We start from the raw sequence: 13,362 nt of genomic DNA on the forward strand, positions 1-13,362 counted from the left end.
ATCTGAAACGGCAGCGCTTGCGCTTACGCCGCTTGTTCCTTGGACAGACCCACGCGCAGGTCGGTTGCCTGATAGATAAGCTCTCCGTCGGCCTTCAACCAGCCATCGGCGGTGCCCAGAACCAGCCGGCCCCGCATGACGCGCTTGAAATCAATGCCGTACTCGAGCAGCTTCGTATCGGGACGAACCATGCCCTTGAACTTGACCTCGCCGGTGGACAGCGCCATGCCGCGACCGGGCTCACCCAGCCAGCCCAGGAAAAAGCCGGTCAACTGCCACATGCCATCCAGACCGAGGCAGCCGGGCATGATCGGGTTGCCCTGAAAATGGCAGGGGAAATACCAGTCGTCCGGACGAACATCATATTCCGCGCGAATGAAGCCCTTGTCATGCGGGCCACCGGTTTCGGAAATTTCGGTGATGCGGTGGACCATCAGCATCGGAGGAAGCGGTAGCTGGGCATTGCCGGGGCCGAACAATTCGCCACGACCGCAGGACAGAAGTTCCTCATAATTGAAGCTGGACTGTTTGGTGCTCATTCTCAATCTTTTCCCCGATCGACGGTTTGTTCACACGCTTGGCTTCATTCGTAGGTTCACAAACACCAAGCGTGATACTGACCGGTTTCCTCACTCTTATCTGCAACATATGCAGCCCCATTGGCTGCAGGAATGAAGCGTCGCATACATGAATGACATGTTTGCGACCAGAGAGAAAAGGGACCGAGCGGAAAAAAACGCTTGTTTTGTATGAAATTGGGCAGCTCCGCCCGATTGAATCTATTGAAAGCACTCGCGGTAAAAGTTATATCGGTTGAGAATGATGACAGTTCAAGCGCAGTCAGACTGGAAAGCTTGCCATGGGCACTGAAATTTTTGTGGGTACGCAGGAGCGTTTGCGCGAGTTCGGGCTTCGCCCAACGCGCCAACGCACGGCACTTGCCGATCTGCTGTTCGCAAAAGGCGATCGCCATCTGACTGTCGAGGAACTGCACGAAGAGGCAGTCGATGCCGGTGTTCCCGTGTCGCTTGCCACCGTCTACAACACGCTGCACCAGTTTACCGAGGCGGGGCTCATTCGCGTGCTGGCTGTGGAAGGCGCGAAGACCTATTTCGACACCAACACCTCTGACCACCACCACTTCTTCGTGGAGGGTGAGAACGAGGTTCTGGATATTCCGATCAACGATCTGGTGATCGACAATATCCCCGAACCACCGGAGGGCATGGAAATTGCCCATGTGGACGTGGTAATCCGGTTGCGCGCCAAGCGGAACTGATATCTGCCCTGCGAGCTCAGCAAAGCCGCTGCTCGAATGTCAGATACTCTTCCTGCCAAGTGATCTCAAAGTAGCTCATGGCTATGGTCAGCGTGGAATCAGTACTGTCGGCCTCAACGCCAATCGACAAATGACCCAATGATTTGGCGAGGGCGGCTGCCTTTGCAATCAAATGGATTGTTTCCATTGGAGCCTTGTTGTTCGGCACGCCACTCCAGCCGAGTTCCAAACGGTCGTGCGGGCCAGTCCTCAAACTGGATATGCCGTTCAGTTGGTTACCGTGAAAGCCGCCGATAATACCATTGGCGTGAAGATCGCCATTATCGAAGAGTTCCGCATATCGCGCTTCGTCAATCGACGCGACCGGATTGTCCTGATGCGTTTCGGCGTAGAGCTCCGCATGCAGGCGGAGCCAAAGCGCAAACTCATCTGTGTTTCTGGGCAGGCAACGCACCGCGAAACCGGATACGTCAGGGACGGGCGGTTTGTCACAGACAGCCAGTTGTCCGAGCTTGGTGGTCTTGCACAGCTTCCAGCCCTTTGGTGGCTGTACGCCCGTGGGCAGACATAGGCGAAGCCGCTGGATGTTCTGCAGGTCATTGGCAAGCGGACGGGGAGCGTATCCCGTCTCGCATGCATGACTCTCCCACCAGTCGGCGGATAAGTAGAGTGTGGTTGGATGCAGATCCTTTCGGAAATACGGCGTGTTCAATCCAACACCCTATGGAATATCGTCCGGGTGGCGTCCGGGACGTGCTCTGTAGGATGGAATGGACCAGCCGAATTTTAATGCGCCACCCCGCACGATAAAGGCGCAGGATGCGCCGATGATGGATGCAACCAGCAGCGACAGGCCCGCTTCCGTGGCGAGCGTAAAGGCGAGAGCGCCGGAGAGAGCAGCGGTGATGTAGATTTCCGGACGCAGGAGAACAGAGGGTTCACCGGCCAGCAGATCGCGCATAATCCCCCCGAAGGTGGCCGTCAGAACACCGGTGATCACCGCCACAGTGGCAGAGCCCGTTGCGGCAAACCCTTTGGCCGCGCCCATGACGCTGTAGGCCGAAAGCCCGATTGCATCGAGCCATAAGAGAAGCTTGTAGCGGGACTCCACCAGATGTGCGCCAAAGAAAACCAGAAGCGCCACCCCCACGCACACGAGAATATAGGTGGGGTTCAGCACCCAGAATACCGGTGTCAATCCGAGGATAACATCGCGGAACGTACCGCCGCCGATACCGGTGATAGAAGCCAGAAACAGAAAGCCTATGATATCCAACTGTTTGCGCGATGCCGATAGGGCACCGGTGGCGGCAAAAACCGCGACACCGGCATAATCAAGAATTTCGAGGATCGGCATTCACACTCCCGACAGTTTTGTAAAGCGTCAGGCCTTCGGTTCAAACGGTTTCGGGCGGCGCAGTGTATTCTGCCGCTCCAGCATCCAGCCGGGATACTCGGCGGGAATGGCGCTGACCTTGTTTAGCTTTTCCATATCTTCGGAATCAAGCTTGAGTTTGACGGCGGCAAGGTTCTGATCGAGCTGTTCCACACGTTTTGCGCCAATGATGATGCTGGTGACAAACGGCTTGGCGAGAATCCACGCGAGCGCTACCTCGGCTACACTGGCGCTGTGTTTGGTCGCCACCTCACGCATTACGGCGACGCATTCCCATGCGCGGTCTTTGTTGACGGGCGGAAAGTCGAAGGTATCCCGGCGGCCATTGCTGCCTTCCGCCGCGCCTGGCCCATACTTGCCAGACAGGAGACCACCGGCCAGCGGGGACCAGACCAGCAGGCCCAGTTTTTCCTCATTCATCAAGGGTACGATTTCACGTTCCAGATCCCGGCCCGCGATGGAGTAATAGGCCTGTATGGTCTCGAATTTCGCAAACCCGCGTCTTTCTGAAATGCCCAATGCCTTGGCAATACGCCACGCCTGCCAGTTGGACACGCCGACATAGCGGACCAGCCCGCTGGAAACGAGGTCGTCCAGCGCACGCAGGGTCTCGTCGATAGGCGTGATCGTATCGGTACCATGCATCTGGTAGAGATCGATATGGTCCAGTTGCAGCCGCTCCAGACTGTTTTCAACCGAGTCCATGATATGGCCGCGGGATGCGCCGCGATCATTGGGCTTATCGCCCATTTCGCCAAAGAATTTGGTGGCAATCACCACATCCTGCCTGCGCACTTCCAGATTGAGCAGGGACTGGCCGAGAATACGCTCCGAGTCGCCGTGAGAGTACACATCGGCGGTATCAAAGAAATTGACGCCAGCGGCCAGTGACCGCTCGACGATAATATCTGCTGCGTCCTGATCGACATCGGCAATGGAACCCCAGGTGGAGTGACCACCCGCTTGCCCGAACGTCATGGTGCCAAGGCACAATTGCGAGACGAAAAGGCCGGTATTACCAAGCTGATTATACTGCATGGTGTGCTCCTTTGAACATCGGTAGATCTGGGATGAACGAATTCAGATAGAACTATCACACGCAATTGGAAGTTATATTACTTGGGAAATAGCGCAGCCGTCCTCCCGCTAATAGAGTAGGCTAGAAGGCCGATCCATTCGCGCAGGGCCGTGGTCATCAGTTGCGCGTTGCGCGATGGCTGGGTGAAATCGAATCCAAGACGGGTATCGGCTTGCGTGCGGTAATCCGTCGGCCAAGGCAGAACAGGAATGCCCTGCTTGCGGAATATGCCGATGGAGCGGGGCATATGGAAGGCGGATGTAATCAGGGCGCAGTTTGCCAGACCATTCTCGTCCAGCAGCGTTTTGGTGTTCGCTGCGTTTTCAACCGTGTTGCGGGATGTGGATTCCAGAACCAGCCGCTCCGGTGCAATACCGAACGCTTGAAAGAAGCGCTGCGATATGGCCGCATCGCCCTCATAGCTGCCACTCAGCGAGCCATCACCGCCGGAAATGACAATTCTGGCTTGCGGGTAGAGTTGCGCAAGCCGCAGTGCCTCAACGTAGCGATCTCCGGCCTGATTGAGCTCGATTCCCCCACGGGATGTGGTGACCTCGTTGGAGAATGCGCCACCAAGCACGATCATGCAGGACAGAGGCTGGGTTAGTGCGGGCGGATTTGGAAACCGGTCTTCCAGGACCGCCAGCAGCCGCTCCCCGGTCGTGGTGAACAGGGTTACAAACAGCAGCAGACCCGCAGTACCCGCCCATACCATCTGCAAGCGCCGCCAGCCGAACAGGCCCGCGCTGACGGACAGGACAATCAGGATAAACGCCAGAGACAGCGGTTGTGCGACCAGCCAGAACAGCTTGGAGAGCAGAAAGAACATAGCTCAGGGCGCTGCAAACACGCGGGCACGCTGGATTGCCAAATGGCCCGCCGCACCAATCCCGTGGCTGAACTCCGGCGGAGCATCAAACTCCACTGCATGCCCGCCGTCCGTGCGGGCCAGAACACGGCGGTTATCCGGCCTGTCGATCACGCGCAGAATTGTGGCGGGAATGCCTTCGCCCTGTTCGCGCCAGTCGATATCGGTTGGGCGAAAGAAAAGTTCGCCCTTGCCATCCACCATATCCGGTGCCTGAAACGGGACACCCTCCACATGGGCGGTGCCGGCCTGAATGGTTGCGGGCAAGCGATTGGCGTCGCCCAGAAAGTTCATGACAAAAGCATTGGCAGGGTTGCGGCAGACGTCTTCTGGGGTGCCGTTCTGCACGATCCTGCCCTTGTCCAGAATCACCACACGGTCTGCCAGATCGAGCGCTTCTTCCTGATCATGGGTCACGAACAGCGTGGTAATGCCCAGTTCATCGTGAATCTGGCGCAACCAGCGGCGCAGATCGCGGCGCACATTGGCATCCAGCGCACCAAAGGGCTCATCGAGCAGCAGAACCTTGGGGTCTACGGCCAGCGCCCGGGCCAAGGCCACGCGCTGGCGCTGTCCGCCGGAAATCTGCGCGGGAAAGCGGTCCTGTAAGCCATCCAGTTGCACAAGGCGCAACAGTTCCGTGACGCGGGTAGCAATGGCACTTTTCTCGCGCTTGACCTTGGAGACTTTCATGCCAAAGGCGATGTTCTCCCCAATAGTCATATGCGGAAACAGCGCATAGTGCTGAAACACGAAGCCCACGCCCCGGTCTCGCACGGCTATGTCGGTCGCGTCTTCCGCCCCGAAATAGATGTTACCGCCATCGGCAAATTCGAGGCCCGCCACCATGCGCAGAATAGTCGTTTTGCCGGAGCCGGAGGGCCCGAGCAGGGCCACGAGTTCGCCACTCTCCACCTCCAGCGAAATGCCATGGACGGCGCGGAACGTATCAAAGGTCTTGACCACATTGTGAAGGCTGATTTTCATGGAAGGATCAAATCTCCGTTTGTGGCGCCGGGGCGGCCAGCGTCGGGCGGCGGCCTGCGCCGCGCCGTTCCAGCGCCACCTTGGCGATAAGGGTAACCACAGCTAGCAGCGCCAGAATGCTGGCGGCGGCAAACGCGCCGACCGTATTGTAATCGTGGTAGAGCAGTTCAATGTGCAGCGGCAGCGTATTGGTTTGCCCACGAATATTGCCCGAGACAACCGAGACCGCGCCGAACTCGCCCATCACACGGGCATTGCACAGCACGATGCCATAGAGCATCGCCCATTTGATATTGGGCAGCGTCACGGAGAAGAACGTGCGCCAACCACTCGCTCCCAGCGACGTTGCCGCTTCTTCCAGATCGCGGCCCTGTGCCTGCATTAACGGTATCAACTCGCGCGCCACAAAGGGCGCGGTCACGAACAGGCTGGCCAGCACGATGCCCGGCAGGGCAAACAGGATTTTGACGTCTGCGCTTTGCAGCATATCGCCGAACAGGCCTTGAAGCCCGTAGACGAAGAGGTAGGAAACGCCTGCCACAATTGGCGATATGGAAAACGGGATTTCAATGACGACAAGCAGAAACCGGCGTCCCGGAAAGTCGAATTTGGTAATGGCCCAAGCAGCCGCGATACCGAAAACGGTGTTGATCGGCACGGCGATCAATGCGGTCAGCGCCGTCAACAGGATGGCGTGGCGTGTATCCGAATTGGCAATGGTTTCGCCAAAGTATCCGATACCAAGCGAGAAGGCCTGAACGCCGATCACCAGCAGGGGCGCGACCACCATTAGCAGCGTGATAAGAATGACAACGGCCAGAAGCGAGCGACGAAACGCCGGATGATCCCCCACGCGCGGCGGCTGTTTGCGGCGCGGCCTAGTCATTTCCTTACTGTTCATGCCTTCACCGTATAGCGCAGCGCCCGTGCCTGCAAAAGATTGGTGACCGCCAGCATGACAAACGCCGTGATCAGCAGGACGGAGGCAATGGCAGCAGCCGCCTGATAATCATATTCCTCCAGCCGTATGAAGGTGAGCAAGGCGGTGATCTCCGTCTCGAATGGCTGGTTTCCCGCGATAAAGATGATGGCACCAAATTCACCCAGACTGCGAGCAAAGGACAGTGATACACCGGCGAGTATCGCCGGTGCCAGCAGCGGCAGAATTACACGCACAAAGATGGACCCGTCGCTGCCGCCGAGCGACTGTGCGGCTTCTTCCAGAGCAGGGTCCAGCTCTTCCAGAACCGGCTGCACGGTGCGCACGATAAAGGGCAGACTGGTGAACGCCATGGCCACGATAATACCAAGCGGCGTATAGGCAACCTTGATGCCGACCCCGGCAAGAGCCGCACCGAACCAGCCATTTTGCGCAAACAGCGTGGTCAACGCGATACCCGCCACCGCCGTGGGCAGCGCAAACGGCAGGTCCACGAGGGCGTCGATCAAGCGCCGACCGGGAAAGCGATACCGCACCAGCACCCAGGCGAGCGCAAAGCCAAAAACGAGATTGAACACCGTTGCCGCAAAGGCGCAGAGAACGGTGACACGGTAGCTTGCCAAAGCACGGTCCGACGAGACGATCTCCCAATAGGCCTCAGGCCCAAGGCTTGCAGCCTTGAACACAAGCGCGCCCAGCGGCAGCGCCACGATCAGGCAGACATAGACAAGGGTGATGCCGAGGGACAACGGCAGACCGGGTAGAACACGACGCGCCAAACGAACACCTTTACAAACGGCAACAATCGGGCCCGGCGCACCGGTCCCGATTGAGGGGGAGGAAACTGTTGATGCACGACACGAAGCGCGCACCTTCTGGGATGAACGATTAGCGGGTGTTGAGAACTTTATCCAGCTTGCCACCGGATGCAAAGTGCTCCGACGTGATCTTGTCCCAACCGCCGAAGACGTCTTCGACCGTCACCAGCCGAACCTCAGGGAAGTCTGCCTTGAAAGTTTCGGCGACCTTTGGGTCGTTGACACGGTTACCGTTCTCAGCAAGCACGGTCTGACCTTCAGGTGAATAGAGGAAATCGAGATAGGATTTCGCCAGATCGCGCGAGCCACGCTTATCGACGACCTTATCCACAATTGCCACGGGAAACTCAGCCAGCAGACTGACCGACGGCACGACAATATCGAACTTGTCTTCACCGAACTCCTTGGCAATGCCGCGGGTTTCAGCTTCAAACGTAATCAGCACATCGCCGATCTCGCGCTCGACAAAGGTCGTGGTCGCGGCACGTCCTCCGGTATCAAACACGGGCACGTTCTTGAACAGCTTGCCAATGAATTCATCGACCTTGGCATCGTCGCCCTTGAACGCTTCCTTGGCGTAGGCGGTTGCTGCCAGATAGGTGTAGCGGGCATTGCCTGAGGTTTTAGGATTGGGGAAGATGACCTTCACGTCATCACGAACGAGATCGCTCCAATCCTTGATGCCTTTTGGATTGCCTTCGCGCACAAGAAAGGCAGGCAGCGAGTAGTAAGGCGAAGCATTGTGCGGAAAATCACTCTTCCAGTCGTCGGATACAAAGCCGCCTTTGACGAGAACATTGACATCGGTGATCTGGTTGAAGGTCACGACATCGGCTTCAAGACCTTCCAGAATTGCGCGTGCCTGCTTGGATGAACCACCATGCGACTGATCGACCGTGACGCCCGGATGGGCGGCTACGAATTCCTTGTTGACCGCTTCAAACAGCTCACGGGAAATATCGTAGGACGCGTTCAGAATTTTGTCAGCGGCATTGGCCGAAAGCGGGGCAAGAAGGGCGGCAAGCGCACCGGCAAGAATCAGGGATTTCATTATGGCTCCTCAGGCAATTTTAAATCACCATAACCCTCTCACCGTGTGACACGAGTGACAGCCAACCAAACCTTGGATGCAAAAGGGAAAAAAATTCTAAAATACGACAACAGCAGTGATCTACCGCAGGAAGAACCAAATTTTGCTTTGGATATTTGGTGGAGCCAAGCGGGATCGAACCGCTGACCTCTTGCATGCCATGCAAGCGCTCTCCCAGCTGAGCTATGGCCCCGGGAACGAACCGCAGATGTCCGGTTCGTGATTTGCCGTGGAGTGTTCCCCGGCAGTGGCGGCTTATTACTTGCCCATTTTGCAGATAGCAAGATGGAAAGTGACGGCCCGCTTAAAATAATTTGTCAGCAGGCCGCAATGCATTTTTGTTTCTACGCAATTGCGGACGCAAAACCGCTCCACACTTTTACTGCAATTGCCTTAAACGTCGTCGTCGTCGTCCGACACGCCGATCAGGTCGCTCATGTCGTCGTCTTCATCGTCTTCGTCGGGCGCGAGGAAGGTATCGTCCTCGTCATCGTCGATTTCCACGTCGTCATCACCGATATCGGGAATGTCGTCGCCGCCCGATGCTTCTTCGTCGGCGTCCTCGAGCGATACGAGTTCGACTTCCGTGCTCTCTGTATCGACTTCGGCGACTTCTTCCTCTTCTTCCTTCTCCATCACCTTGGCAACGGATGTCTCTTCAAAGAAAGACAGAGGATAGGACTTGCCGGTGTAAGGCGAGACGATGGGATCCCGATTAAGATCGTAAAATTTACGGCCCGTTTCCGGGTCGATGCGCTTGGTTCCAAGTTCCGGTTTTGCCACAGTCAAAGCCTCTTGAATCGCCGGACTATTCCAGCTTTAGCCGCAAAACGGCGGTTAAACGTCAAAATGATGTGGGCGACCCCATAATCGTGTTGATGACGTCTGTCAAAGGCTAACTTTATGATGAACGAATCGTGGTTTTTCAGCGACAGTGGATGACCGCCCGCACACTTTATGTTAGGCACGCCGCAATTTGTAGCTTGACTGGCTTTATATAGAGGATGCTGTTCCCCGTGTCACATGGCGTAAAAAGACCCGCTACCGCCCGCAAATCCGAAAACCTGAACGGGACTGTTCGCATCCCCGGCGACAAATCCATTTCGCATCGCTCCTTCATGTTCGGCGGGCTGGCAAGCGGACAGACGCGCATCACCGGCCTTCTGGAAGGTGAAGACGTCATCAACACAGGCCGCGCTATGCAGGCCATGGGTGCGCGGGTGCGCAAGGACGGCGACACCTGGATCATTGACGGCGTGGGCAATGGCGCATTGCTGGCACCGGAGGCCCCTTTGGATTTCGGCAATGCCGGAACCGGTTGCCGCCTGACCATGGGCCTTGTCGGCGTTTATGATTTCGACTCCACCTTCATCGGCGATGCCTCGCTGACGAGCCGCCCGATGGGGCGCGTGCTGAACCCGCTGCGCGAGATGGGGGTGCAGGTCAAGGCTGCCGAGGGTGACCGCCTGCCGGTGACTTTGCGCGGCCCTAAAACGGCGAACCCCATTACCTACCGCGTGCCAATGGCGTCCGCGCAGGTCAAATCCGCCGTTCTGCTGGCGGGCCTGAACACACCCGGCATCACCACAGTGATCGAGCCGGTCATGACCCGCGATCATACGGAAAAGATGCTGCAAGGCTTTGGTGCCAACCTGACGGTCGAGACCGACGCGGACGGTGTGCGGACCATTCGTCTGGAAGGGCGGGGAACACTGACGGGGCAGACGATCGATGTGCCCGGCGATCCATCCTCCACCGCGTTTCCACTGGTGGCGGCGCTCCTGGTGCCGGGGTCGGATGTCACGATTTTGAACGTGTTGATGAACCCGACACGCACCGGCCTGATCCTGACATTGCAGGAAATGGGTGCGCATATCGACGTGCTGAATACCCGTCTGGCCGGTGGCGAAGATGTGGCGGACCTGCGTGTGCGCTCGTCCGAGTTGAAAGGTGTGACGGTGCCGGAAGATCGTGCTCCGTCGATGATCGATGAGTATCCGGTGCTGGCGGTGGCTGCGGCCTTTGCCGATGGTGTAACCATCATGAACGGTCTTGAAGAACTGCGTGTGAAGGAGTCTGACCGCCTGGCGGCGGTGGCAAGCGGACTGAAGCTGAATGGCGTGGATTGCGACGAAGGCGAATCATCCCTGCTGGTGCGGGGTCGTCCCGGCGGCAAGGAGCTCGGCAACCCAGCGGGCGCAGCCGTGACAACCTTCCTTGATCATCGCATTGCCATGAGCTTCCTCGTCATGGGGCTGGCATCGGAGCATCCGGTAACGGTCGATGATGCGACCATGATCGCCACCTCCTTCCCGGAATTCATGGATTTGATGGCCGGGCTTGGTGCTCAGATCGACGGGAACGGACCGGCCTGATGGCGTTCGTCGTTGCACTGGACGGACCAGCGGCAGCGGGCAAGGGCACGCTGGCGCGGCTGATCGCGCAGCATTACGGCTTTCACCATCTGGATACGGGGCTCACCTATCGCGCCACCGCCAAGGCGCTGATGGATGCCGGGTTGCCGCTGGATGATGAGGCCGTTGCCGAAAGGGTGGCGCTGACGCTTGATCTTGCCGGTCTGGATCGAGCCGAGCTATCGCGCCATGATATCGGCGAAGCGGCCTCACGCGTGGCCGTCATGCCCGCCGTGCGGCGTGCACTGGTGGAAGCGCAACGGGCGTTCTCTGCCATGGAGCCGGGAACGGTGCTGGACGGGCGCGATATCGGCACGGTGGTTTGCCCGCAGGCTCAGGTCAAATTCTATGTGACCGCAGACCCGGAGATTCGCGCGCAAAGGCGTCTGGACGAGATCGTTGAGCGCGGCGGCGCGCAAGATTTCCAGTCCGTTCTCAGCGATATTATCCAGCGCGATGAACGGGATATGGGGCGGGCTGATAGCCCTTTGCGACCTGCGCGCGATGCGCACTTGCTAGACACGTCGAAAATGCGTATAGAGGCGGCGTTTTCGGCAGCCAAAACTGTCATAGACTCCGCTTTGCGGACTTGAGTTCAAAATGCCATCCCCGCGCCGGATTTGCTCTTGAGAGAAGAGCGGATGCGTTTTGAGCTTGTTCAACACCAACCACCGGCGCCCGTGCCCTTACCGGCACACTCAGGAGTTTGTATGTCTGACACCAACCCATCCCGGGAGGATTTCGCAGCCCTCCTTCAAGAATCCTTTGCTACGCAGGATCTTGCTGAAGGCTACGTTACCAAGGGTATCGTGACCGCCATTGAAAAAGACGTTGCTATCGTTGACGTCGGCCTCAAGGTTGAAGGTCGCATTGCGCTGAAGGAATTCGGTGCAAAATCCAAGGACGGCACGCTGAAGGTCGGCGACGAAGTCGAAGTTTACGTCGAGCGCATCGAAAACGCGTTGGGCGAAGCTGTTCTGTCGCGCGAGAAGGCTCGCCGCGAGGAAAGCTGGGTTCGCCTCGAAGTCAAGTTCGAAGCTGGCGAACGCGTTGAAGGCGTTATCTTCAATCAGGTCAAGGGTGGCTTCACCGTCGATCTGGATGGCGCAGTTGCCTTCTTGCCGCGCTCTCAGGTAGATATCCGCCCGATCCGCGACGTGACACCGCTGATGCACAACCCGCAGCCCTTCGAAATTCTCAAGATGGACAAGCGCCGTGGCAACATAGTTGTTTCTCGCCGCACGGTTCTGGAAGAGTCGCGTGCTGAACAGCGTTCGGAAATCGTTCAGAACCTTGAAGAAGGTCAGGTTGTTGACGGCGTCGTCAAGAACATCACCGATTACGGTGCGTTCGTTGACCTCGGCGGTATTGACGGTCTGCTGCACGTTACCGACATGGCATGGCGTCGTGTGAACCATCCATCCGAAATCCTGAACATCGGCCAGTCGGTCAAGGTTCAGATCATCCGGATCAACCAGGAAACACACCGCATTTCGCTCGGCATGAAGCAGCTCGAAAGCGATCCTTGGGATGGCATCGGTGCGAAGTACCCGGTCGGCAAGAAGATTTCCGGTACCGTTACCAACATCACAGACTACGGTGCATTCGTTGAGCTGGAGCCAGGCATTGAAGGCCTCATCCACATCTCCGAAATGTCCTGGACCAAGAAGAACGTCCACCCCGGCAAGATCCTGTCCACAACACAGGACGTTGACGTCGTCGTTCTCGAAGTCGATCCATCCAAGCGCCGCATTTCGCTGGGCCTCAAGCAGACGCTTGAAAACCCATGGGAAGCTTTCGCACACGGCCACCCGGCTGGCACGGAAGTTGAAGGCGAAGTCAAGAACAAGACCGAATTCGGCCTGTTCATTGGCCTCGAAGGCGACGTTGACGGCATGGTTCACCTGTCCGATCTCGACTGGAACCGTCCAGGAGAGCAGGTCATCGAGGAATACAACAAGGGCGACATGGTCAAGGCCGTCGTTCTCGATGTAGACGTCGAAAAGGAACGCATCTCGCTCGGCATCAAGCAGCTTGGCAAGGATTCGGTCGGCGAAGCTGCTACATCCGGCGAACTGCGCAAGAACGCTGTTGTTTCGGCTGAAATTCTCGCCATCAACGACGGTGGCATCGAAGTGAAGCTCGTGAACCACGAAGACATCACATCGTTCATCCGCCGTGCAGACCTGTCGCGTGACCGTGACGAGCAGCGCCCAGAGCGTTTCTCGGTTGGCCAGGTTGTTGACGCCCGCGTCACCAACTTCTCCAAGAAGGACCGCAAGGTTATGCTTTCGATCAAGGCGCTGGAAATCGCCGAAGAGAAGGAAGCCGTTGCTCAGTTCGGTTCGTCGGATTCCGGCGCATCGCTCGGCGACATCCTTGGCGCGGCTCTGAAAAACCGCAACAACGACTAATCTGTCCTGCTTTGGATAGTTTTGAGCCCGCGCGGAGCGATCCGCGCGGGCTTTTCTTTGCCCACCCGCTTCGCGTAA

The 13,362-nt window shown here is 57.7% G+C and carries 14 protein-coding genes and 1 tRNA gene; 4 read left to right on the forward strand and 11 right to left on the reverse strand.

All coding sequences use genetic code 11. From position 1 onward, the window contains the following. Nucleotides 1-23: 23 nt before the first annotated feature. Nucleotides 24-539: a 3-hydroxyacyl-[acyl-carrier-protein] dehydratase FabA gene (gene fabA, locus IFT84_RS12855; protein WP_192119965.1), complete on the reverse strand. Its 516-nt coding sequence runs from the start codon at nucleotides 537-539 to the stop codon at nucleotides 24-26. A 320-nt stretch (nucleotides 540-859) separates the two neighbouring features. Between fabA and irrA the strand changes: the two genes are divergently transcribed. Further along, complete coding sequence (gene irrA, locus IFT84_RS12860; RefSeq protein ID WP_192119967.1) at nucleotides 860-1,279, forward strand: iron response transcriptional regulator IrrA; 420 nt, start codon at nucleotides 860-862, stop codon at nucleotides 1,277-1,279. 16 nt (nucleotides 1,280-1,295) lie between these two features. Here the strand turns inward: irrA and IFT84_RS12865 are convergent, their stop codons facing one another. The 10 genes from IFT84_RS12865 to IFT84_RS12910 all read right to left on the reverse strand — a co-directional run bounded on the left by IFT84_RS12865 (nucleotide 1,296) and on the right by IFT84_RS12910 (nucleotide 9,239). Further along, entirely contained in the window at nucleotides 1,296-1,991 is a 696-nt protein-coding gene (locus IFT84_RS12865) for a hypothetical protein (RefSeq protein ID WP_192119969.1), read from the reverse strand. 9 nt (nucleotides 1,992-2,000) lie between these two features. Next, nucleotides 2,001-2,636, reverse strand: a complete 636-nt coding sequence (locus IFT84_RS12870; RefSeq protein WP_192119971.1) for a trimeric intracellular cation channel family protein — start codon at nucleotides 2,634-2,636, stop codon at nucleotides 2,001-2,003. A 27-nt stretch (nucleotides 2,637-2,663) separates the two neighbouring features. Continuing rightward, complete coding sequence (locus IFT84_RS12875) at nucleotides 2,664-3,713, reverse strand: aldo/keto reductase (protein WP_192119973.1); 1,050 nt, start codon at nucleotides 3,711-3,713, stop codon at nucleotides 2,664-2,666. A gap of 77 nt (nucleotides 3,714-3,790) precedes the next feature. After that, a complete protein-coding gene (locus IFT84_RS12880) occupies nucleotides 3,791-4,582 on the reverse strand; it encodes a YdcF family protein (protein WP_192119975.1) in 792 nt (263 codons plus the stop codon). 3 nt (nucleotides 4,583-4,585) lie between these two features. After that, nucleotides 4,586-5,608, reverse strand: coding sequence for a sulfate/molybdate ABC transporter ATP-binding protein (locus tag IFT84_RS12885; RefSeq protein ID WP_192119977.1), 1,023 nt, complete (start codon nucleotides 5,606-5,608; stop codon nucleotides 4,586-4,588). A 7-nt stretch (nucleotides 5,609-5,615) separates the two neighbouring features. Then, a complete protein-coding gene (gene cysW, locus IFT84_RS12890; RefSeq protein ID WP_446737598.1) occupies nucleotides 5,616-6,509 on the reverse strand; it encodes a sulfate ABC transporter permease subunit CysW in 894 nt (297 codons plus the stop codon). Further along, nucleotides 6,506-7,327, reverse strand: coding sequence for a sulfate ABC transporter permease subunit CysT (gene cysT, locus IFT84_RS12895; RefSeq protein ID WP_192119979.1), 822 nt, complete (start codon nucleotides 7,325-7,327; stop codon nucleotides 6,506-6,508). The genes cysW and cysT overlap by 4 nt, the downstream gene beginning before the upstream one ends. 109 nt (nucleotides 7,328-7,436) lie before the next feature. Next, a complete protein-coding gene (gene cysP, locus IFT84_RS12900; RefSeq protein ID WP_192119981.1) occupies nucleotides 7,437-8,417 on the reverse strand; it encodes a thiosulfate ABC transporter substrate-binding protein CysP in 981 nt (326 codons plus the stop codon). 156 nt (nucleotides 8,418-8,573) lie between these two features. After that, nucleotides 8,574-8,649: transfer RNA gene (locus IFT84_RS12905), tRNA-Ala, on the reverse strand. A 200-nt stretch (nucleotides 8,650-8,849) separates the two neighbouring features. Further along, complete coding sequence (locus tag IFT84_RS12910; protein ID WP_192119983.1) at nucleotides 8,850-9,239, reverse strand: TIGR02300 family protein; 390 nt, start codon at nucleotides 9,237-9,239, stop codon at nucleotides 8,850-8,852. A gap of 233 nt (nucleotides 9,240-9,472) precedes the next feature. Between IFT84_RS12910 and aroA the strand changes: the two genes are divergently transcribed. The 3 genes from aroA (at nucleotide 9,473) to rpsA (ending at nucleotide 13,284) form a co-directional block, all read left to right on the forward strand. Further along, a complete protein-coding gene (gene aroA / locus IFT84_RS12915) occupies nucleotides 9,473-10,831 on the forward strand; it encodes a 3-phosphoshikimate 1-carboxyvinyltransferase (RefSeq protein WP_192119985.1) in 1,359 nt (452 codons plus the stop codon). Further along, nucleotides 10,831-11,463, forward strand: a complete 633-nt coding sequence (gene cmk, locus IFT84_RS12920; protein ID WP_192119988.1) for a (d)CMP kinase — start codon at nucleotides 10,831-10,833, stop codon at nucleotides 11,461-11,463. Before aroA ends, cmk begins: the two co-directional genes overlap by 1 nt. Before the next feature lie 117 nt (nucleotides 11,464-11,580). Further along, nucleotides 11,581-13,284 carry a 30S ribosomal protein S1 gene (gene rpsA, locus IFT84_RS12925; protein WP_192119990.1) on the forward strand — a complete coding sequence of 568 codons (1,704 nt, stop codon included), beginning with the start codon at nucleotides 11,581-11,583 and terminating at the stop codon, nucleotides 13,282-13,284. Nucleotides 13,285-13,362: the final 78 nt, after the last annotated feature.

Source organism: Rhizobium sp. CFBP 8762 (assembly GCF_014841565.1).
Classification (GTDB): domain Bacteria; phylum Pseudomonadota; class Alphaproteobacteria; order Rhizobiales; family Rhizobiaceae; genus CFBP-8762.